Annotated in this window: 21 protein-coding genes; 12 read left to right on the top strand and 9 right to left on the bottom strand. The window is 73.7% G+C overall.

Going from position 1 to position 20,628, the window contains the following annotated elements; genetic code table 11:
• Window positions 1-14: 14 nt before the first annotated feature.
• The 3 genes from ACFWBY_RS20550 to ACFWBY_RS20540 all read right to left on the bottom strand — a co-directional run bounded on the left by ACFWBY_RS20550 (window position 15) and on the right by ACFWBY_RS20540 (window position 3,615).
• The gene (locus ACFWBY_RS20550; RefSeq protein ID WP_385342360.1) at window positions 15-1,931 is read right to left on the bottom strand and encodes a hypothetical protein; all 1,917 of its coding nucleotides are present in this window, start codon (window positions 1,929-1,931) and stop codon (window positions 15-17) included.
• Between the two features lie 132 nt (window positions 1,932-2,063).
• Window positions 2,064-2,879: a tyrosine-protein phosphatase gene (locus ACFWBY_RS20545; protein WP_385342362.1), complete on the bottom strand. Its 816-nt coding sequence runs from the start codon at window positions 2,877-2,879 to the stop codon at window positions 2,064-2,066.
• A gap of 118 nt (window positions 2,880-2,997) precedes the next feature.
• Window positions 2,998-3,615, bottom strand: a complete 618-nt coding sequence (locus ACFWBY_RS20540; RefSeq protein WP_385342364.1) for a rhomboid-like protein — start codon at window positions 3,613-3,615, stop codon at window positions 2,998-3,000.
• 65 nt (window positions 3,616-3,680) lie between these two features.
• Between ACFWBY_RS20540 and ACFWBY_RS20535 the strand changes: the two genes are divergently transcribed.
• Together ACFWBY_RS20535 and ACFWBY_RS20530 are read left to right on the top strand one after the other, a co-directional pair.
• Window positions 3,681-4,475 (top strand): hypothetical protein, encoded by a 795-nt coding sequence (locus tag ACFWBY_RS20535; RefSeq protein WP_385342366.1) that lies wholly within the window; start codon window positions 3,681-3,683, stop codon window positions 4,473-4,475.
• Window positions 4,476-4,552: 77 nt separating this feature from the next.
• Window positions 4,553-6,016, top strand: a complete 1,464-nt coding sequence (locus ACFWBY_RS20530; RefSeq protein WP_385342368.1) for a PepSY-associated TM helix domain-containing protein — start codon at window positions 4,553-4,555, stop codon at window positions 6,014-6,016.
• A gap of 115 nt (window positions 6,017-6,131) precedes the next feature.
• On the opposite strand, the gene ACFWBY_RS20525 is transcribed toward ACFWBY_RS20530, so the two are convergent.
• Complete coding sequence (locus ACFWBY_RS20525; protein ID WP_385342370.1) at window positions 6,132-6,725, bottom strand: winged helix-turn-helix domain-containing protein; 594 nt, start codon at window positions 6,723-6,725, stop codon at window positions 6,132-6,134.
• Window positions 6,726-7,255: 530 nt separating this feature from the next.
• A complete protein-coding gene (glnII, locus tag ACFWBY_RS20520) occupies window positions 7,256-8,275 on the bottom strand; it encodes a glutamine synthetase (RefSeq protein ID WP_385342372.1) in 1,020 nt (339 codons plus the stop codon).
• A 225-nt stretch (window positions 8,276-8,500) separates the two neighbouring features.
• On the opposite strand from glnII, the gene ACFWBY_RS20515 reads away from it, so the two are divergent.
• Window positions 8,501-9,442 carry a Gfo/Idh/MocA family protein gene (locus ACFWBY_RS20515; protein ID WP_385342393.1) on the top strand — a complete coding sequence of 314 codons (942 nt, stop codon included), beginning with the start codon at window positions 8,501-8,503 and terminating at the stop codon, window positions 9,440-9,442.
• Between the two features lie 54 nt (window positions 9,443-9,496).
• Here ACFWBY_RS20515 and ACFWBY_RS20510 read toward each other — a convergent pair whose 3' ends face one another.
• Together ACFWBY_RS20510 and ACFWBY_RS20505 are read right to left on the bottom strand one after the other, a co-directional pair.
• Window positions 9,497-10,081: a hypothetical protein gene (locus ACFWBY_RS20510; protein WP_385342374.1), complete on the bottom strand. Its 585-nt coding sequence runs from the start codon at window positions 10,079-10,081 to the stop codon at window positions 9,497-9,499.
• Window positions 10,082-10,213: 132 nt separating this feature from the next.
• The gene (locus tag ACFWBY_RS20505; protein WP_385342376.1) at window positions 10,214-10,585 is read right to left on the bottom strand and encodes an ArsC/Spx/MgsR family protein; all 372 of its coding nucleotides are present in this window, start codon (window positions 10,583-10,585) and stop codon (window positions 10,214-10,216) included.
• Between the two features lie 118 nt (window positions 10,586-10,703).
• On the opposite strand from ACFWBY_RS20505, the gene ACFWBY_RS20500 reads away from it, so the two are divergent.
• The gene (locus ACFWBY_RS20500; protein ID WP_385342378.1) at window positions 10,704-10,955 is read left to right on the top strand and encodes a hypothetical protein; all 252 of its coding nucleotides are present in this window, start codon (window positions 10,704-10,706) and stop codon (window positions 10,953-10,955) included.
• Between the two features lie 31 nt (window positions 10,956-10,986).
• On the opposite strand, the gene ACFWBY_RS20495 is transcribed toward ACFWBY_RS20500, so the two are convergent.
• Window positions 10,987-12,090, bottom strand: a complete 1,104-nt coding sequence (locus ACFWBY_RS20495; RefSeq protein WP_385342379.1) for a PP2C family protein-serine/threonine phosphatase — start codon at window positions 12,088-12,090, stop codon at window positions 10,987-10,989.
• A 76-nt stretch (window positions 12,091-12,166) separates the two neighbouring features.
• Here ACFWBY_RS20495 and ACFWBY_RS20490 point away from each other — a divergent pair, with 76 nt between their 5' ends.
• The 3 genes from ACFWBY_RS20490 to ACFWBY_RS20480 all read left to right on the top strand — a co-directional run bounded on the left by ACFWBY_RS20490 (window position 12,167) and on the right by ACFWBY_RS20480 (window position 15,342).
• Window positions 12,167-12,868 carry a VIT family protein gene (locus ACFWBY_RS20490; protein ID WP_385342381.1) on the top strand — a complete coding sequence of 234 codons (702 nt, stop codon included), beginning with the start codon at window positions 12,167-12,169 and terminating at the stop codon, window positions 12,866-12,868.
• A gap of 91 nt (window positions 12,869-12,959) precedes the next feature.
• Window positions 12,960-13,853, top strand: a complete 894-nt coding sequence (locus ACFWBY_RS20485; protein ID WP_385342383.1) for a TIGR01777 family oxidoreductase — start codon at window positions 12,960-12,962, stop codon at window positions 13,851-13,853.
• 238 nt (window positions 13,854-14,091) lie between these two features.
• Window positions 14,092-15,342 carry an NAD(P)/FAD-dependent oxidoreductase gene (locus ACFWBY_RS20480; RefSeq protein WP_385342385.1) on the top strand — a complete coding sequence of 417 codons (1,251 nt, stop codon included), beginning with the start codon at window positions 14,092-14,094 and terminating at the stop codon, window positions 15,340-15,342.
• Between the two features lie 104 nt (window positions 15,343-15,446).
• On the opposite strand, the gene ACFWBY_RS20475 is transcribed toward ACFWBY_RS20480, so the two are convergent.
• Window positions 15,447-16,901: a regulator gene (locus ACFWBY_RS20475; RefSeq protein ID WP_385342387.1), complete on the bottom strand. Its 1,455-nt coding sequence runs from the start codon at window positions 16,899-16,901 to the stop codon at window positions 15,447-15,449.
• Window positions 16,902-17,074: 173 nt separating this feature from the next.
• Between ACFWBY_RS20475 and ACFWBY_RS20470 the strand changes: the two genes are divergently transcribed.
• From ACFWBY_RS20470 to ACFWBY_RS20450, 5 genes are all read left to right on the top strand, one after another.
• Window positions 17,075-17,431: a hypothetical protein gene (locus tag ACFWBY_RS20470; RefSeq protein ID WP_385342389.1), complete on the top strand. Its 357-nt coding sequence runs from the start codon at window positions 17,075-17,077 to the stop codon at window positions 17,429-17,431.
• Between the two features lie 88 nt (window positions 17,432-17,519).
• Window positions 17,520-18,320, top strand: a complete 801-nt coding sequence (gene lipB / locus ACFWBY_RS20465) for a lipoyl(octanoyl) transferase LipB (protein ID WP_385342391.1) — start codon at window positions 17,520-17,522, stop codon at window positions 18,318-18,320.
• A gap of 108 nt (window positions 18,321-18,428) precedes the next feature.
• The gene (lipA, locus tag ACFWBY_RS20460) at window positions 18,429-19,376 is read left to right on the top strand and encodes a lipoyl synthase (RefSeq protein ID WP_214949979.1); all 948 of its coding nucleotides are present in this window, start codon (window positions 18,429-18,431) and stop codon (window positions 19,374-19,376) included.
• A gap of 247 nt (window positions 19,377-19,623) precedes the next feature.
• Window positions 19,624-19,821 (top strand): hypothetical protein, encoded by a 198-nt coding sequence (locus ACFWBY_RS20455; protein WP_214950030.1) that lies wholly within the window; start codon window positions 19,624-19,626, stop codon window positions 19,819-19,821.
• 10 nt (window positions 19,822-19,831) lie between these two features.
• Complete coding sequence (locus ACFWBY_RS20450; protein ID WP_214949978.1) at window positions 19,832-20,530, top strand: DUF4191 domain-containing protein; 699 nt, start codon at window positions 19,832-19,834, stop codon at window positions 20,528-20,530.
• The last annotated feature ends 98 nt before the right edge of the window (window positions 20,531-20,628 follow it).

Raw genomic sequence — 20,628 nt, 5'->3', positions numbered from 1 at the left:
GCGCCCGGCCGGGGCTACCGCAGTACGCCCGCCTTCGAACCGTCCGTGAGCTTGCCCGACAGTTCCACCTGCGCTCCCGCCGGAGCCTTCACCGCCAGCCGGTTGCCGACCGCCACCCCGCTCACCTGGCCGCCGCCCACCGTCAGCGAGGTGAACTGCGCGCTGCCCGCCGCCAGCACGTACCACTGACCGGCCTTCGACTTCCACAGCACCCCGGCCAGCACCCGCGGTTCCCGCGGCCCGCACGCCGGCGTGCCCTCCGCCTTCGCCGCCTGAGCTGCCAGCGGCGCCCCGGGGGCCAGGAACTGCGCCTGCACCCGGTCCGCCGTGCCCTGCCAGGTCTCCGCGCGCGTGCACAGCCAGGTCGCCGTACCGTCGCCCTCGGGCAGCGGCTGCTTCGCGTACGTCCACGCGTTGACCGTCCGCACCCCGTGCGAGCGCACCGACGGCAGCAGGCAGGCGATCCGCGACCACTCGGCGAGCTCCGCGCCCTCCGTCACGTTCCGCTCGGTGCCCGGCGCGCCCGACGTCAGCCGCGCCGGGGTCAGCTCGCCCAGGTCGGTGATCAGCCGGGTCGTCCCGTCACCGGCCAGGGCCAGCGCGTTCCAGCTCGCGCAGGTGCCGTCCGGGGCGGGGCTCGGCACCGGCGGGGTCATCCCGTCCGGCGTCAGCTTCAGCTGCGCCGGAGCCCCGCCGGGCTTCAGCAGGTCCCGCACGACCGCGCCCGTCACCCACGGAGCAGCCAGATAGCGGACGTTGCCGTCGACGCGGCTGAGCACCAGGGCCGTCGCCGTGTCCGCGGACGCGCCGTCGGTCCGGGCGAAGTCGAGCGCCGCGACGTCGGTGCCGGAGCGCGGTTCGGCGTACCGCACCACGCGCAGGCCGTCGTGGAGCAGGACCACGACGGCCTGGTCGACGGCCCCCGCGAACAGCAGCTGCGGCGGCCCCATCGGCGGCCCGGACGGGGTGCCGGGGGTGGCCGAGACGACCACCGAGCGGCCCGGCCGGGCCCAGACGGCCAGCGCCCGCCGCAACAGGGCGGTGTCGTCGGTCCGGTCCCCGCGCGCGGGCCAGGCGGAGTAGTCGCTGCGCGAGGACGTACGCCAGAGGGCGGGCGCGGCCCGGACCAGCTGCCCGGGGTCCAGGGCCTGCTCCGCCGCCGCGTTCTTCGCGTACGGCGGGGCGGCCGCCCCGTCGGCCCCCCAGCCGCCGCCGGGCAGTGCGAGCAGCGCCCCGCACACGGCGAGGGCGGCCGCGCCGGCGAGCGCGGCCCGCGTCAGCCGGCGCCGGCGCAGCAGGTCGGTGGGCCGCGCCTGGAGCACGCACGGGTCGAACTCGGGGGAGGCGAAGAGCTCGTCCGTCGAGGGGTCCCCGGATTCCGCGACGGCGGCGGCCGGATTGACCACTCCGGCCTCGGTCAGCACGCGCAGCACCTCGGCCTCGGACAGCCCCTCCAGTGCCCGCAGTACGCAGGCGGCCCGGCCCGGACCGTCGAGGGTGGCCAGCCACTGGTCGAGCGCCAGCTCCTCGGCGCCGCCGGAGCGCGGGAACAGTCGCAGCCCCCACACCTGGGGCAGCAGCGGCGGCAGTTGGGCCCGCCGGGGCAGCGCGCGGAAGGTCAGCGGGATCCCGGCCTCCAGGGCGGAGCGCAGGACCCGCAGGCGTACGTACGCGTAACCGGACTCGGGGCCCGCCCCGCCGCGCTGGCCCGGGACCCCGCCCAGGGCCCCGGCCGCCGCCTCGCGCCGGCCGCGCGGCAGGGCGCGCTGGGCCAGCGAGTGGGCGGTGAGGACCCGCCGGTTGCGGCCGAGGGCGGGCGGCAGCACCAGGTAGGCCAGCCGCACCAGCCGCGGATAGTGCTCGACGATGGCGGCCTCGGCCTGCTCGACATCGGGCGGGAGGGGGCGGGTGGCGGTATCCGGCGCAGTCACGTTCAGCAGAACGAGCGAATGGTCGGATGGTCACCCGCCCCCAGTGCACACGTTCGGGTCAACTGTCGTCCCTCCGAGCGCCGTTCGGGTGCTCGGGCGTTCGGACGCCGGGGCGGTGGCGCGTGCGCCGGATCAGGCGACGAGCCGGGCCCGCAGCGCCTCGACCGTCCCGTCGGGGACGCCGAGGCCCTCGCGCACGTACTTCTCCATCGAGCCGTAGCGGGTGTTCACCTCGTCCAGCGCGGCCTCCAGGTACGAGGGGAAGACGCCGATCAGTGCCAGCGCGAGTTCCGGGTCGCCGCCGGCCGCCGTGAAGCCCTCGATCATCGACGCGAAGGCGATCCGCACCGCGGGGTTCACCGACAAGTACTCGCTCATCAGCGTCTCGTCGCTCGCGCCCAGCAGCGACAGGATCACGGTGGCTCCCCAGCCCGTACGGTCCTTGCCCGCCGTGCAGTGGAAGAGGAGCGGACCCGCCCCGGGGTCGGCGAGCTCGGTCAGCAGCAGCCGGTACGAGGCCTGGGCGGAGCCGGAGCTCACCAGCGAGCGGTAGACGCTGGCGAACAGGGCCTGCGCCTTGCCGTTGCCCAGGTGCTCCTCGGCCACCACGGGGTCGGACAGCATGTCCTTGAGCTGCGCCGCGGGTATCTTCCCGGGCCCCTCGCCACTGCCGCTGTCCGCGTTCACCTTGTCGGCCAGGACGTCGGCCACGAGCAGCCGGGCGCCGGCCGGCACCCGGTCGGGGTGCAGGCCGCGCTCGGCGTCGGTCCGGAAGTCCACCACCGTGCGGAACCCGAGCGCGGCCACCGCGCGGTCGACGTCGAGGTCGAGCCGGTCGAGCTGACCGGAGCGGAAGACCAGGCCGGAGCGGACGGTGCGGCCGCCGGAGAGCGGGGTGCCGCCGAGGTCCCGGAGGTTGGCGACGGTCGTGGCGGAGGTGGCGGTCATCGTGGCGGCTCCAACGGTGGCGGTGGCGTGTGGCGGTGGCGTGTGGCGGCGGCATCGGAAAAGCGAATGATCGAAGAACCGAATGGCCGGAGGACAAGTGGGCAGGGGTCGACAGGGGCTAGGTGACGCGTGTCATCCCTATGATTTTCCGAGATTTCGCCCCGGAAAGGTAATCGGCGGCCAGTGAGACCCCCAGCCCCAGGCCCATCGCGACCAGGTGCCCGGCGTCCGTGAAGGTCCGCTCCCGCCGCAGCACGGGCCGGACGGCGAGGGCCAGGAGCCCCACCCGGGCGGCAGTGCGCACCGGCCCGCGCGGGAGCACGGAGGTGAGGGCGCCGAGGACCGTGTTGAACCCGTAGCTGGCGCCGACGTCCACCGCCCGCCGGGTCCGCGCGTCGGCCGTTCGGCGCAGGGCCCCGTACACCAGCAGGGTCGCCGCGGCGTGCCCGAACAGGAAGGACGCGGCCGTCCACCAGGCCCCGTACGCGTACTCCGCGTACCCGAGGACGGCCGTCAGCAGCAGGGCGTACGGCAGCGGCATCGGCTCCTCGACGAGGAAGGCGCTGACCGGCAGGGTCTCCCAGCGGCCGGCGTCGAGGTTGTCGGCGTTGGTCGAACACCTGCGCAGCAGCCGGTCCCGCGCCGCCGGGTCCAGCCGTTCCAGGGCGTAGGCCCCCAGCTGCACCCCGCCCGTGTACACCGCGCTCAACGGCACTGTCAACGGCAGTGGTTTCATCCGGACATGATCGACCACGGGGCGGCGTTGAGCGAGGCCGGGCCCCGTGGCAGCATGCCCAGGTCATGTCACACAGCCCCGCGCCCATGCGCGCCACGCGGGCCGCGGTATTCGCGGCGGTGGCCGTCGCACTGGGTGCGGCGGGGCATTCGTACATGTCAGGCACGGACATTCCCCTCCTGGGGCTTCTGTCCGCTTTCGGGCTGACCGGAGGGCTCGCCTGGCTCGGCGCCGGAAGGCGGCGCGGACCGCTCTCCATCACCACGGCGGTGCTCGGCGTACAGGCGGCCCTGCACCTGGTCTTCTCGGCCTCCGCCGACAGCCACCACATGACGGGTACGGACCTGGGGGCGGACGCCGCCCACGGGGCCCGACCCGCGTCGCCGTCCCCGGCGGGTACCGTGGGCATGGCCGATATGGCCGACATGGCGGACATGGCCGCGACGGCCGGCACGGACGCCCTGGGCGCGATGGCGGGCATGGGCGGCATGGCGGGCACGGGCGGGATGGGCGGCATGGCCGCCGGCCACGCCCACGACAGCCTCGGCATGATCGCCGCGCACGTCCTCGCCGGACTGTTCTGCGCGCTCTGGCTGGCCCGGGGCGAGGCCGCCGCCTTCCGGCTCGCCGCCGCTCTCGCGGCCGGGGCGCTGCTCGCCGGCCGGCCGCTCTCCCGCGTCCTCGCCCTGCTGTGGACCCGTGCGGCCCCCGCGGCGCCGGCGCCCGTGACACCCCCCGCCGCGCATGAGCGGCCGCGCACCCTGCGCGGGGCCGTGCACGCGCACACCGCCGAGCGGCGCGGTCCGCCTGCGCGCGAACGGATCCGTATCACGGCCCCCGGCCGTCCCGCCCGCGCCTGACCGAACGGCGCACCTCCTCGGCGGAGGGCGAGACCTGGGGCCGGTCACCCATGTCTTCGCCAACCCCTAGGACACCCATGTCTCTCGACGACGTCCGGGAAATCCGCTCGGCGGACCCCGGAGCACCCGAAGCCGCAACCGAGAAGGCCCCCGCCGCCGGCGGCGCCTGGGCCGCCGTGCGGCCGCTGCTCCTGCGCCTGCACTTCTACGCCGGGGTCCTGATAGCCCCGCTGCTGTTCGTCGCCGCCACCACCGGGCTGCTCTACGCCGGCTCCTGGCAGGCCGAGAAGGTCCTCTACTCCGACGAGCTGACGGTCGACCGCGTCGGCGCGAGCGCGCTGCCGCTCAGCGCCCAGGTGGACGCGGCCAAGAACGCCGCGCCCCAGGGCGAGGTGTCGTCCGTGTGGCCCGCGCCCGAGGCGGCCGACACCACCCGGGTGATCATGGAGAGCCCGGGACTCGCCGAGGGCGAGACCCTCACGGTGTTCGTCGATCCGTATACGGCCGAGGTCCGCGGGAAGCTCACCACGGTCGGCGACGCGCTGCCGCTGAGGGCCTGGCTGAGCGAATTCCACTCCAGCCTCCAGCTGGGGGAGTTCGGGCGGCATTACAGCGAGCTCGCCGCGAGCTGGCTGTGGGTGGTCGTACTCGGCGGGCTCGCGCTGTGGATCGGCCGCCGGCGCACCCGCAGAGCAGCGCTCGTCCTGCCCGACCGCAAGGCGTCCGGCCGGCGGGGAACCCTGTCCTGGCACGGCTCCGTCGGCGTCTGGATCGCCATCGGCCTCGTCGGCCTCTCCGCCACCGGCCTGACCTGGTCCAGGTACGCCGGCGAGAACATCGGGGAGCTCAAGGACGGCCTCGGCGGGGCCACCCCGGCCGTCTCCGCCAAGGTCGGCGGCGCCCCCGCCGCCGACGCGGGCGGTGAGCACGCCGGCCACGGCGCGGCCGACGGCGCGCAGGCGGCGCCCCCCACCCCGGCCGATGCGATCGGCATCGACGGCGCCGTGGCGGCGGCGCGAGCCGCCGGGGTCACCGACCAGCTGCGGATCACCCTGCCCGCCAAGGGCAAGGGCTACGTGGTCAAGGAGCAGGACAAGCAGGTGCCCGTACACCTGGACGCGGTCGCCGTCGACCCCGCCGACGGCCGGGTCATGGACGAACTCCGCTTCGCGGACCACCCGCTGCTCGCCCAGCTGACCCGCTACGGCATCGACCTGCACATGGGCCTGACCTTCGGGCTCGCCAACCAGCTGGCGCTGGCCGCGCTGGCGGTCCTGGTGATGTTCATGGTCGTCTGGGGGTACCGCATGTGGTGGCTGCGCCGCCCGACGAAGGACCGGGGGCTGTCCGTGGGACGGCCCCAGCCGCGCGGGGCGTGGCGCAAGCTCCCGGTGACGGTGCTCCTGCCGCTGGCCGCGACGACGGCCGTCGTCGGCTGGTTCCTGCCGCTGCTCGGGATCAGCCTGCTGGTGTTCCTGGCGGCGGACCTGGTGCTGGGCTTCGCCGCGTCGCGCCGCTCCGGGGGCTCTGGCGTGGTGTAGGAGCCGCGCCGGTCCGGCCGAGCCCGGTTCCTGGAGGGCAGTGGGCCCGTACTCCCCCTCGTGAGTACGGGCCCACCGTCATGTCACCACGTGTGCCGGTCCGTCATAAGTGAGCTCAGGGGGCGTACTTGTACCCGACCCGGCGCACGGTCTGGATGGCGCCGCGGTGGGAGGCGCCCAGCTTGCGGCGCAGCCGTGCGACGTGGACGTCGACGGTGCGGCCGTCGCCCACGTGCCCGTAGCCCCAGACCGTGGTCACCAGCTGGTCCCGGCTGTGCACCCGGTGGGGATGGGCGACCAGGTGGGCCAGCAGCTCGAACTCCAGGTACGTCAGGTCCAGGACCTGGCCGTCCACCTCGGCGGTGCGCCGGGCCGGGTCGATGCGGACCAGGGCGTCACCGGTGGCGGCCTCGGCCTCGGGGGCCGGGGTGGTGGGAACGGACTGCGGGGCGAAGGCGACCGGCGGCTGCTGGTCGGCCGGTACGAGCACCAAATAGCCGACCATCGGGGGTCGGCCGGGCAGGGCGGGCACGGTGTGCGCAGGAGCGGGCAGCCAGGTGGCGCCGGGCGGGAGGAAGTCCACGACACGGGCCACCTCGTCGCGCTCCACGGCCCGCAGGCGGTGGCGCGGACTGGGCGGGAAGGCCGGGTAGGCCAGGGGGGCGGTCGCAGCGGAGGGGGCGGGAGCGAAGGAACGGGTGTTCGCCATGAGTGGTCAGCTCTTTCACGCGGAGTGGTCGGCAGGAGACGTGCGTAGGGGCGTCGTCTTGTGTCGTACCGCGCAGACCGAAGGCCTCGGGGAAAGGTCGGTCGGGAGGTCCCGGAGGCTTTAGAGGGCCGGCGCGTTCTTCGCGCGGCAACACACCCGGTCGAAATCGTGGTCCTGACGGGACGGCCAGAACGGCTCGAGGTCGCTGCGACCTGTCGAGGTGTGCGAGTGGCTGGCCATGGCCCCATTCAAGCAGATCCGTGGACGCCCGGGCAGACCCCGTCTCAGTCCATGGATCGGAATCTCATATTCCGTGATCATGTCGTGAATGGACCCGGAGAATCGCGACAAACCGTCAGCCGGCCGCGCCCTTCCGCCGGTCCGGATCGGCCGCGCGTATCGCATGGTGGTCGGATCCGTCCCAAAGCCGCCCCGCGCCCCGACCGTCGGCCGGGGCGCGGGGGAACACAACGACGCCCGCCGGGCCACGAGGGTCGGCGGGCGTCGGGTCGTGCGGGGGAGCGGACCGGCTAGACCAGGCCGTCCTTCTCCAGGCGGGTGCAGCAGGTGTCCGTGATCAGACGGGTCACCACGTACGGGTCCACGTTCGCGTTCGGACGGCGGTCCTCGATGTAACCCTTGCCGTCCTTCTCCACCTGCCACGGGATGCGGACGGAAGCGCCGCGGTCCGAGACCCCGTAGCTGAACTCGTTCCACGGAGCCGTCTCGTGCAGACCCGTCAGACGCTCGTCGATGCCCGCGCCGTAGTTCTTGACGTGGTCCAGCGGCTTGCTGCCCTCACCCAGCGACTCGCACGCGGAGATGATCGCGCGGTAGTCCTCGCGCATCGCCTTCGTGGAGAAGTTGGTGTGCGCGCCCGCGCCGTTCCAGTCGCCCTTGACGGGCTTCGGGTTCAGCGTCGCGGAGACGTTGAAGTCCTCGGCCGTGCGGTAGAGCAGCCAGCGCGCGATCCACAGCTGGTCGGAGACCTCCAGCGGGCCGACCGGGCCGACCTGGAACTCCCACTGGCCGGGCATGACCTCGGCGTTGATGCCGGAGATCGCCAGGCCGGCGGCGAGGCAGTGGTCCAGGTGCTTCTCGACGATCTCGCGGCCGAAGATCTCGTCCGAGCCGACGCCGCAGTAGTAGCCGCCCTGCGCGGCCGGGAAGCCGTTGACCGGGAAGCCGAGCGGCCGGGTGCCGTCGAAGAAGGTGTACTCCTGCTCGATGCCGAAGATGGGGGCCTGCGCCCCGAACTTCTCCGCGATCGGACGCAGCAGTGCGCGCGTGTTCGACTCGTGCGGGGTCATGTCGATGTTCAGGACCTCGCACAGGACGAGGACGTTGTCGCCGCCACGGATCGGGTCCGGGCAGGAGAACACCGGCTGGAGCACGCGGTCGGAGGCGTGGCCCTCGGCCTGGTTCGTGCTCGATCCGTCGAAGCCCCAGATCGGCAGCGCGTCGCCGTCCGCCAGGATCCTCGTCTTGGAGCGCAGCTTCGCCGTCGGCTCGGTTCCGTCGATCCAGATGTACTCAGCCTTGTAGCTCACGGGCCCCATCCTTCGGTGCGTCGCTCCGGCGCAGACTCTGCGGGTGCTGCGGTCACGTGCTGCGCAATCGTTCTGCGGTGTAGACCGCAGCGTGCCCCCTCGCGATTTCTCTTCCGTTGCCCGTGTGTGAACCCCGTGTTACCGAGGTTTACGCCGCAGGTGGGCACGGCTGTGCGGGTCGGCGTCCGGACGCCCGTCCGAGTGGGGCAGACTGGGCAGGTGAGCATTTCGTACGATTTCAAGTCCGCCGGAGATGCCGCCGAAGAGGCCGCTCCCGAGCCCCGCCCCCGCGTCGGACTGCTGGGGACCGGCCCCTGGGCCCACCGCACCCACGCACCCGCGCTCGCCGCGCACCCCGGCTCCGAATTCGCCGGAGTCTGGGGCCGACGGCCCGAAGCCGCGGCCGAGCTCGCCCGCGACTACGGCGTGAAGGTGTACGAAGACCCCGACGCGCTGTTCGCCGACTGTGACGTCGTGGCCTTCTCCCTGCCGCCCGACGTCCAAGCCCCCCTCGCCGTGCGCGCGGCCGCCGCCGGATGCCACCTGCTGCTCGACAAGCCCGTCGCCACGACCCCGGCCGACGCCCGCGCCGTCGCCGACGCCGTCGTCGCCCACCAGGTCGCCTCCGTCGTCTTCCTCACCCTGCGCTTCGCCGAACCGACCGCCGGCTGGGTCTCCGAGCAGGCGGAGCGCACGGGCTGGTTCACCGCCGCCGCGCACTGGCTCGGCGCCGTCTTCCCGCCCGAGGGAGAGCCCAGCGCCTACGCCGACTCGCCCTGGCGCAAGGCCAAGGGCGGGCTGTGGGACGTCGGCCCGCACGCCCTGTCCGTACTCATTCCCGTCCTCGGCGACGTCACCTCGGTCAGCGCCACCCGGGGCCCTTCCGACATGGTCCAACTCGCCCTGCGCCACACCTCCGGCGCGGCGAGCACCGCCGTCCTCAGCCTCAGCTCCCCGCGCGCGGCCGCCGGCGTGGGCCTGGAACTGCGCGGCGCAGAGGGCGTCTTCAGCCTGCCCGAGTGGAGCAACGTACCGGCCGCCTACGGCCGCGCCCTGGACGCACTGCTCACCTCGGCGCGCACGGGGGTCCCGGACGACCGGGGGGCCGAGTTCGGTGCCCGGCTGACGGAGATCCTGGCGGAGGCGGAGGGCCGGCTGTCGAGCTGACGGGCGCTTTGACCTGACGGGCCTTCCGGCCTGACGGGCGCTCGGGGCCGCCGTCTACTTGATCACGGCATTGGCCACGATGATCGCCAGCCCGATGGTGGCGTCCGCGACGCCGATCAGGAGCGCGGAGCGGAGCTTGTAGCCGACCCGGAGCGCCACGAAGGAACCCCAGCCGAACAGCATCGCGCTGTTCAGGCCGAGGCCGACGGCCGTCACTCCGTGCGAGTCCCAATGGGCGAGCCCGGCGAGGAGCAGCAGCAGGACGGTGGGAAGGGTGGCCGCGATCATCGGCCACTCGTTCCACAGCGCCCGCGCGAGCAGCCGCCACCGATGGCGGGCGGAGCCGTCGTGGTGGGTGCTCATGTGGTGGGAGTACCCGTGCGCGAGTCCGGCCGCGGCGGCCGTGACGAGCACCCAGCTGGCGTCGTAGAAGGGCGTGTACTCGCCGCCCTTCTGGTCGAGCGCCGCAAGCAGGCCACTGGCGAGGACCGTTCCGTAGACCCCGCCGAACATCCAGTCGGCCCCCCGCCGGGGAGGGGGGAGGGGAGCGGACGGCTCCAGGGGCTGGGGCGGCTGGGGTGAGGCCTGCGGCGGCTGCGGCGACGACGGCTGCGGCGGCTGCGGCGGCTGTTCGGTCACGGGGGCTGGTCCTTGGAGATATTTCGTACCCATTTGGGATGGCTCTGGCCAGCGTAGGCGGTGGGGAGCGGGGCCGGGGGGAGCGGGGTACGGCGGGCCCGGCGGGCGGGGGTGGGCCCGCCGGCCCCGCGGCTAGCCCTTGCGCGACAGGGCGTCCCGTACCGCCTCCTCCGAGCGGGCCACGACCGCCGTGCCGTCCTGGGCCGTGATGATCGGCCGCTGGATGAGCTTCGGGTGGGCCGCCAGGTGGCCGATCCAGCGCTCGCGGGCCTCCTCCGTCTCCTCGCGCGGGAGGTCCCCCACTCCGGTTTCCCCGGCGAGCGGGTCCGAGGTGCGGGTGATGTCCCAGGGCTCCAGGCCCAGGCGGGCCAGGACCTCGCGGATCTCGGTCTGCGAAGGGACGTCCTCCAGGTAGCGGCGGACGGTGTACTCGGCGCCCTCCGCGTCCAGCAGGGTCAGTGCGCTGCGGCACTTCGAGCAGGCGGGGTTGATCCAGATCTCCATGCCCGAAAGCCTAGGCCGTCGGCGCCTGGCCAGGTCCTTTGTCAGTGGTCGCCGGTAAAATCGAGGGAGAACGACAGGAAGCCAACTACCGTTTGGGAGGCTGTAGATGGCCACTGCCATGACCCTTCACACCGCCGAGCCCGTCAAGAAGAAGCCGCTGCCGGCGGGGCTGCCCCGCGAGTGGTACGAGAGCCACAACCGGCACCTGAAGGCGATGCGGCTCGCGATATCGCTGCTGGACACGGGCACGTATGACGCGCAGCGCGCCACCAACCGCAAGATCCGCACGATAGCCGTCCGGACGGGGATCCGCCGGCCGTCCAACGTCACGTGCAAGCTGGTCCGTTCCTTCATCCGCGACGCCGGGTAGCCGGCAGGGGCCGGGCGGGTGGCGGCCGCCGTCATCGTGCGCCGTCACCGTCCGGCTCCTCGTCCAGGGACAGGACCAGCAGCGCCACGTCGTCGCGCGGGCCGCCCCCGCTGAAGGACGCCAGGTCGCGCCACACCGCCGGGGCCAGTCCCGCCGGGTCCGTCGCCAGTACGGGCACCCGTGCGGCCAGCGGGTAGAAGTGGCCCGTCGCGTCGCGCGCCTCCGTTACCCCGTCCGTGTAGAGGAGCACCCGGTCCCCCGAGCGTACCGGGAGTTCCGTCGGGGCAGCCGGGGTCGGGCCGGCCAGGCCCAGGCCGAGCGGGGGGCCCGGCTCCACGTCGAGTTCCGAGATCGCGTGGTCCCGTAGCAGCAGGGCCGGCGGGTGTCCGCACGACACGATCCGTACGAGGTCCAGGCCGGGCGGGAACTCCAGGAGCACCGCCGTGGCGAAGAGCTCCGCGTGCGCCACCGACTCGGCCGCCGCGTCCGCCAGCAGCCGCCGGTCCAGCCGGGCCGCCACCGCCGTGAGCTCCGCGTCGTCCAGGACGCCCTCGCGGAAGGCGCCGAGCAGCGAGGCCACGGTGCCCACGGCGGCGAGGCCGTGGCCCTGGACGTCGCCGACCACCGCGCGCACGCCGAAGGGGCCGGCCCGTACGTCGTACAGGTCGCCGCCGACCAGGGTGCCGTACTGGGCCGCCCGGTAGAGGCCCTCGCAGCGGACGTCCCCCACCCGCTCGGGGACGGGGGGCAGGACGGCGAGCTGCGCCGCCTCCGCGACGGTGCGCACGCTGACGAGCTGCGCGTCCCGGTTCTTGCGCACCCAGGCGACCACCACGCTGAGCAGGCCGATCGCCGCCACGGTGGCCAGGTCGACGCCGCGGGCGTGCCCGACGCCGATCTCGGGGAGTCCGAGGAGGAGCAGGACCACGCCGGCGATGACGGCCGTGCCGACGGCGCCGTAGGCGAAGGCGGCCACCGGGGGGAGCCCGGCCAGGAAGAAGCCGAGCTCGACGTCTCCCGGGGTGGCGCTCTGGGCGCAGACCAGCACGACCAGGGCCACCGCGGGCGCGAGCCGGGCCCAGCGCGGTGGCGGCGCCCCGCCCAGCCAGCCCGGGTCCTCGCGTCGGCGTCTCACCCCTCCACCCTGGTACGGGCGCCGGGGGTGCGCACGCCGGGTGGCTCCTTATGGCCCGGAGCGCGACAGTGAGGGCGTGACGGAAGCGGGGAGCGGCACGCAGAGCGCGGCGATCAGCACGCGGCTCAACTGGCTGCGCGCGGGCGTGCTCGGTGCGAACGACGGGATCATCTCGACGGCCGGTCTGGTCGTCGGCGTGGCCGGGGCGACGACCTCGCGCTCCTCGATCCTGGCGGCGGGCGTCGCCGGGCTGCTGGCGGGGGCGCTGTCGATGGCCGCGGGGGAGTACGTGTCGGTGAGCTCCCAGCGGGATTCGGAGAAGGCGGCGCTGGATGCGGAGCGGCGCGAGCTGGCGGAGTCGCCCGTGGAGGAGCTGGAGGAGCTCACGGGGCTGCTGGTGCAGCGGGGTCTGAGTAGGGACGTGGCCCGGGAGGCGGCGGAGCAGCTGACGGAGCGGGACGCGTTGCGGGCGCACGCGCGGGTGGAGCTGGGGATCAACCCCGACGAGCTGGCGAATCCCTGGCACGCGGCGCTGGCGAGCCTGGTCGCCTTCACGGTGGGGGCGCTGCTGCCGCTGCTGGCGATCGTCCTGCCGGGGCCGTCGGGGCGGGTGCCGGTGACGGTGGTCGCGGTGCTGGTGGCCCTGACGCTGTGCGGAGTGCTGAGCGCACGGCTGGGCGGGGCGCCCGTCGGGCGGGCCGTGCTGCGCAATGTCGCCGGGGGCGCGCTGGCGATGGCCGTGACCTACGCGGTGGGCACGTGGCTGGGCGCCTCCTGACCCCCGCCGGGGGCCCGAGGGCCACCCGCCCACCGCGCGCCGTCGACTCCGTCAGGGGTGCGGCCGGGCCCGCGGCTGCGAGGATGGCGCCATGCGTATCGCGGTCACCGGTGCCACCGGGCTCATCGGCAGTGCCCTCGGGCGGTCCCTGAGGGACGACGGACACGAAGTCGTCCGTTTCGTGCGGCGGGAGCCGGCCGCCGCCGACGAGGCGCGCTGGGATCCCGCGCGGGGGTACGTCGATCCGGCCGGGCTCGCCGGCTGCGACGCCGTCGTGCACCTCGCCGGCGCCGGGGTGGGAGACCACCGGTGGACGGACGCGTACAAGCGGGAGATCCGCGACAGCCGGGTCAAGGGCACGGCGGCGATGGCGCGGGCGGTCGCCGCGATGGACGAGCCCGTGGCGGCCTTCGTCTGCGGAACGGCCATCGGGTACTACGGCGACACGGGCGACCGGGCGGTGGACGAGGACGCCCCGGCGGGCGAGGGGTTCCTGCCCGAGGTGTGCGTCGAGTGGGAGGGCGCCGCCGCGCCCGCCCGGGAGGCCGGGGTCCGGACCGTGTTCGCCCGTACCGGGCTGGTCGTGGCGGCCGATGGCGGGGCCTGGGGGAAGCTGTTCCCGATCTTCAAGGCGGGCGTCGGCGGCCGACTGGGCAGCGGCCGCCAGTACTGGTCGCACATCTCGCTGCACGACGAGGTCGCCGCCCTGCGGCACCTCGTGGACACGCCCTCGATGAGCGGCCCGGTGAACCTGACCGCTCCCGAGCCGCTGACCAACCGCGAGGTCACGGCCGCGATGGGCCGGATCCTGCGCCGCCCGGCGGTGTTCGCCGTGCCGGCTCCGGTCATGCGCGTGGTGCTGGGGGAGTTCTCCCAGGACGTGCTGGGCAGTCAGCGGGTGCGTCCCGCGCGGCTGCTGGAGTCGGGCTTCGCCTTCCGGTACCCGGGCATCGACGACTCGATCCGGGCGGCGCTGGAGGCCTGAGCGGGGCGTGCGCCCGAGCGGGAGCGATCGAGGGGCGCATCAGGGGGGTGCGCGGGGGGAGCGCACTCGGGGGAGCGCGCCGCGGTTTCGCGTGCGACCGCATGTGACCCGAATGCGACCACTGTGCGACCGGAGTTGACCGCATGGGTCGTAATGGTCCGACCAACTCTGGTTCCGCCGGAGCCGGTTGGGGGAAGGAGGACCCCCACACAGCCGGGCCGACCTCGGGGAGGGGCACGTGCTCAACAGCGCACACGCACACCATGCGGACGTAGTCATCGTGGGAGCCGGAGTTTCCGGACTCTCGGCCGCGCACCACCTGATCGCGGCGGGAGTCACGGTCATCGTCCTGGAGGGCGCCCACGACCCCGGCGGCCGGATGGCCACGGAGACGGTCGACGGCTTCCGCCTCGACCGGATCGGCCAACTCCTCAACACCGCCTACACCGAGCCGGCCCGGACCCCCGGGCTGGCGGACCTGGTCCTGCGGCCCTTCGCGCCCGGCGCCCTCGTCCACACCGACGGCAGAACGCTGCGCGCCGGCGCGCTCACCCCCGCCCGCGCCCTGGCCAGCGGCTCCCTCGACCAGGCCCGGATCGGCGCGGCCCTCGGGCGCCTCGCCGCGCTGCCCGAGGAGCGCATCCTCGCCCGTCCCGAACGCACCGCCCACGCCGCCCTGAGCTCCCGCGGCCCCGGTACGACGCTGCGTCCGCTCCTCACGGCGCTCCTGCGCGACCCCGCCCTCACCACCTCCAGCCGCGTCGCGGACCTGGCCCTGCGGACCTTCGCGCGCGGCCGGCTCGCCGTGCCCGAGGGCGGCGCCGCGACCCTGCCCGGCCTGCTCGCGGCCGCGCTGCCGCCCGGCACCGTGCGCACCGGGGTCCGGGTCCGGTCGGTGGCCACCAACCTCGTCACCACGGAGGAACACGGCGACTTCAGCTGCCGCTCCGTGGTGCTCGCGACGGGAGCGAGGGCCGCCGCCGAACTGCTCCCGGGGCTGCGGGTTCCGCAGTTCCACCAGGTGACCGTCATCCACCACGCCACCCCCGCCCCACTGCCCTGGGACGGCTCGCTGCTCCTGGACGGCGACCCCAAGTGGCCCGTCGCCCACACCGCCGTGATGAGCGCCGTCGACCCGACCCGCGCTCCCGCCGGCCGCAGCCTGGTGACCACCACCGTGCTCGGCCCGCCGCCGCCCGCGCGCACGGTCGCCGCGCGCCTGGCCCGGCTCTACGAGACCTCGACCCGCGAGTGGGAGCTCCTCGCCGTCCACCACGCCCCCGAAGCCGTCCCCGCGATGCCCCCGCCGCTGGACACCCGGCGCACGGTCAGGGTCCTGGCCGGGCTGTACGTGTGCGGGGACCACCGCGACACCAACACCGTCGAGGGCGCACTGCGCTCGGCCCGCCGCGCCGCCGGGGCGGTCCTGCGCGACTTCGGCATCCCGCTCCCGGCCGCCCCGGAGGCTGCGCTCCCGGTGGCGGCCTGAGACCATCCGGCCTCGCCGGCGGAGCCGGACCGCCCGCAGGGCGACTTCGGCCCCGCCGGCGATCGGGGGTCCGGGGGCAGGGCCCCCGGACCGGACCCGCACGCTCACGCCAGCGCGGCCACCCGGTCCCGGTACGTCCGCACGGCCGGGGCGTCCCGGTACGGCTCCAGGCGCCGCTCGAAGTCCCGTACGTACTCCACGGCGCGCACCGACCGCATCTCCATCGCCTGCTGCGCCGCCTCGGCGCCCAGCGCGCACGCCTGGTCCAGCTCGCCGAGGCCCAGCCGGGCCGTCGCCAGCACCACCCGGCAGAACAGCCGCGAGCGCGCGTACCCGGGCGCCCGCAGCTGGAGCGAGCGCTCCGCGTGCTGTGCCGAGGCCCGGTACTGCTGCAGGTCCCGGTGGCAGTGCCCGAACTCGTCGGCCAGCTGCGCCTCGTCGTAGCACCGCGCCCAGTGGGGTACGTCGTCCCCGGGCCGTGCCGCGCCCAGCGCGCGCTCGGCACGCACCAGGGAGGCCGTCGACGCCCTGACCTCGCCGAGCACCGCGTGCCCGCGCGCCTCCGCCGAGTGCAGCAGCGCCTGCACCACCTGCGGCGGGCCCGAGCCGACGCCCTGCTGGGCGACGCGGGCCAGTTGCACCGCCTCCCGGCCGTGGCCGAGGTAGACCGCCTGCCTGCTCATGGTGACCAGCACGTACGCCCCGTACGGCCGGTCCCCGGCGGCCTGGGCGAGGCGCAGCGCCTGCACGAAGTAGCGCTGGGCGAGCCCGTGCGCGGCGATGTCGTAGGAGGTCCAGCCCGCCAGCCGGGTCAGGTCGGCGGCGGCCGAGAACAGCCGGCGCCCCGTGGTCTCCCCGTAGGTGCCGCGCAGCATCGGCTCCGCCTCGTGCTCCAGGTAGCGCACCAGAGCCTGGCGGGCATGGCCGCCGCCGTAGGCGTGGTCCAGGGTGCGGAACAGCTCGCCGACCGATCTCAGCGCCGCGATGTCACCGCCCGTCACCCGCTGACCGGGCCCGCGGTCGATCTGCCGCTGCCGCGGCACCGAGGCCCGGCCCTGGATCGGACGATGCTGTTCGGGGACGCGCGCCGCGGCCGGCTCGGCGCTCCTGGCGACCCGCTCGTCGGCCCGCCCGATCAGCCAGTCCCGGCTGGGCACGACCAGCCCGGCGGGAGTGAAGGCGATCTTGCGCAGCTCGGCGTGCGAGCCGGAGTCCTTGCGCCACAGTCCGCTGGCGATGTCGACGGCCTCCTCCGGGGTGGCCGCGAACTCCAGCCCGGCGTACACGGGGGCGCACGCGTCCAGGCCCAGGTCCTGGGCCGACAGCCGCCGCCCGAGGCGCCGGGTGAACACCTCGGCGATCAGCGCGGGGGTGGTCCCGCGCGGCTGCTGTCCGCGCAGCCACCGGGTCACGGAGGTTTTGTCGTACCGCAGGTCGAGACCGTGCTCCAGACCGAGCTGGTCGACGCGCCGGGCGAGCCCGGCGTTGGAGAACCCGGCTTCGGCGATCAGTGCCGCGAGCTGCCGGTTGGGGACGCGCTGGGCAGGTCGTTCCGTCATCGGCTCCACGGTTTCCTGACGTGACGGACCGGAGTCCCGGCCCTGTGAACGGCGTGAATGTAGCGGCGAACCTCGCCCGCACCGCCCCCTCTGTCCCACATTCATCCGATCGTGTGGAGAACCGGTAGGGCTCTTTACGGACCGACCCCCTCCCTCCGCGTACGCTGCGGCCCATGAGCCGCCGGACCACCGGGGAGCAGCCCCCCGAGCGCTGCGAGGACCACGCGGAGTCGGCCACGGCCCCGCTCCCCGCGCCCGAGCTGACCGAGGCGGAGTGCCGACGCTGCGGGACGTACATCGCCGGCCTCGACGGGCGGTACGCGTGCGGGGTCTGCGGCTGGGTCAACGACCACTCCGAGGGGCACCGAAGGCTGCCCAGGGCGGACGAGGACCCGGACCGGCCGGCGAAGGGGCGCAGGCGCCCGCGACAGCTGCCGGGACCGCCCGGGGGCCTGCTCGAAGGCCGTCCTCCCGCCTCCGCGGATCCGGGGCCGCGGGGGACTTTTCCACAGGTCGCGACGGGCGGCTGACGGGCCGCGAGCGGGTCGCCGTACCCTTGCCTGGTGCGATAGGTGCACACAGCAGGTTCGACGGTCGGTTCGACGAGGAGGCGCCGCGGTGGCTGATCTTGGGTTTGTCCATCTGGGCTTCGGACCGGACGCCGTCGAGTACACGGCCGCCTGGGAAGAGCAGCGCCGCGTGCACGCGGCCCGCTTCGCGGACGAGATCGAGGACACCTGCCTGCTGCTGGAGCACCTGCCGGTCTACACGGCCGGCCGGCGCACCGCCGACAGCGAGCGCCCCCTCGACGGCACGCCCGTCGTGGACGTCGACCGGGGCGGCAAGATCACCTGGCACGGCCCGGGCCAGCTGATCGGCTACCCGATCATGAAGCTGCCCCGCCCGGTGGACGTGGTCGCCCACGTGCGCCGCCTGGAGGACGCGCTGATCCGCACGGCCGCCGATTTCGGCCTGGAGACCACCCGCGTCGAGGGGCGCAGCGGCGTCTGGGTGCTCGGTGACCCGGTGGAGGAGCGCCCGCGGCTCGGCGGACTCTCCCTCGACTTCGACCCGCGGCTGGCGGACGAGGAGTTCGACCCCCGCCTGAACGGCCCCGAGTACGCCCCCTCCAATGCCGGCCAGCGCCGCGAGGACCGCAAGCTCGCCGCCATCGGCATCCGCGTCGCCAAGGGCGTCACGATGCACGGGTTCGCGATCAACGTGAACCCCGACAACACCTGGTTCGACCGGATCGTCCCCTGCGGGATCCGCGACGCCGGTGTGACCTCGCTCTCCTACGAGCTCGGCCGCGAGATCGCCATCGCCGAGGTGCTGCCGGTCATCGAGGGTCACCTGAAGGACGTACTGGAGCAGGCGGAGCTGCGGCCCCGCGCGATAGAGCCCGCGATGGGCCCGTAGCGGCCGGGAATGGGACCGGCCGCCCGCAGGTTGGCCGACGTAAGAGCGTACGAATTTACGGGCGTACCCTGGTGGGCGCCGAAGAATCGAAGTCACAGGGAGCCGGTCGTGTCCGCAGTCGCACCCGACGGGCGCAAGATGTTGCGCCTGGAGGTCCGGAACAGCCAGACCCCCATCGAACGCAAGCCCGAGTGGATCAAGACCCGGGCGAAGATGGGTCCCGAGTACACCAAGATGCAGGCCCTGGTGAAGGGCGAAGGACTGCACACGGTGTGCCAGGAAGCCGGTTGTCCGAACATCTACGAATGCTGGGAAGACCGCGAGGCCACCTTCCTCATCGGTGGCGACCAGTGCACCCGGCGCTGTGACTTCTGCCAGATCGACACGGGCAAGCCCGAGGCGCTGGACCGGGACGAGCCCCGCCGCGTCGGCGAGTCCGTCGTCACCATGGACCTGAACTACGCCACGATCACGGGCGTCGCGCGCGACGACCTGGCGGACGGCGGCGCCTGGCTGTACGCGGAGACCGTGCGCCAGATCCACCAGCAGACGGCGGGCCGCGAGAGCGGCCACACGAAGGTCGAGCTGCTGGCCCCCGACTTCAACGCGGTCCCGGAGCTGCTGGAGGAGGTCTTCGCCTCCCGCCCCGAGGTCTTCGCGCACAACGTCGAGACGGTGCCGCGCATCTTCAAGCGGATCCGCCCCGGCTTCCGCTACGAGCGCTCGCTCGACGTGATCACCAGGGCGCGCGCCTACGGCCTGGTCACCAAGTCCAACCTGATCCTGGGCATGGGTGAGGAGCGCGAGGAGGTCAGCCAGGCGCTGAAGGACCTCCACGAGGCGGGCTGCGAGCTCATCACCATCACCCAGTACCTGCGCCCCTCCTCGCGGCACCACCCCGTCGAGCGCTGGGTGAAGCCGGCCGAGTTCGTGGAGCTGGCGCAGGAGGCCGAGGAGATCGGCTTCTCCGGTGTCATGTCCGGTCCGCTGGTCCGGTCCTCGTACCGCGCCGGGCGTCTGTACAAGCAGGCGATGGAGAAGCGCGCCACGGTCTGACCCCGGTCCGGGGCAGGGCTGTGTGAACTCGCGCACAAAGACTTACCAACAGGTAACACCGCATGGACGCGGCCCCTAGGCTTTTCTTCGGAAAGCGCCCGGCGGGTCGCGTCGGCGTTCGCAACGTGTCCATCACATTTGACCGACCGGTCACTCCCTGGTAACACCAGTCAGTGACGATTGGTCGACGCACAGCACACATTCCTGGTCACACCCCGACGTGAGCTTCGTGAAAGGGATCGACATCATGCAGGCCGCGCCCGTACGCGCCATCGCCATCCCGTCCTTCACCGACGCCTTCCGGGGCATCGAGTCGCTGCTCATGAGCGGTGCCCGCCGCAACGCCTGGACGGCCGTCCTCGAAGACCGCCGCAGGGCCAAGGACCGGGTCGAAACCGAGCACGTACTCGAGGCCGCGGCGACCCGGACCGAGAAGGCCACGTAAACTTCGCTTCATGGCGAGGAAGTCAAACGCAGAGACTGCTGCGAACCCCGGGCGACTGAAGCAGATCGCCCTGACGTACAAGATGACGCGCAAGGCCGACCCGAAGGTCGGTCTGATCGTCGCGGGCGTGGGAATCGTCACCTTCGGTGTCTTTCTCGCGATCGGCTTCCTGATCGACCACCCGGTCTACCTGGGCATCCTGGGCTTCCTGGTGGCGTTCCTTGCGATGGCGGTCGTCTTCGGACGGCGGGCCGAGCAGGCTGCCTTCGGGCAGATGGAGGGCCAGCCGGGCGCGGCCGCGGCCGTACTGGACAACGTGGGGCGGGGCTGGACCACCACCCCCGCCGTCGCGATGAGCAAGCAGCAGGACATCGTGCACCGGGCCGTGGGCAAGGCCGGTGTGGTCCTGATCGCCGAGGGCAACCCGAACCGGGTGAAGCCGATGCTCGCGAACGAGAAGAAGAAGCTGGCCCGGATCATGCCCGACATCCCGGTCCACGACTTCATCGTGGGCACGGGCGAGGGCGAGGTGCCGCTCAAGAAGGTCCGCACGACCCTGCTGAAGCTGCCCCGCGTGCTCTCCGGCCCTCAGATCACCCAGGTCAACGACAAGCTTCGGGCCATGGGCGACTTGCTGAGCAACATGCCGATCCCGAAGGGCCCGATGCCCAAGGGGATGCGCATGCCGCGCGGCGGAAAGATGCGCTGACCTGCTTTTCGTATACAACGCACGGGCGCCCCGAGCCGGATGGCTCGGGGCGCCCGTGCGCATGCGGTCGTCGGACCGGATCCGATGCCTCAGATGCG

The organism is Streptomyces sp. NPDC060049 (assembly GCF_042736715.1).
Taxonomy (GTDB): Bacteria; Actinomycetota; Actinomycetes; order Streptomycetales; family Streptomycetaceae; genus Streptomyces.
This window is presented reverse-complemented; position numbering and strand designations above follow the sequence as displayed.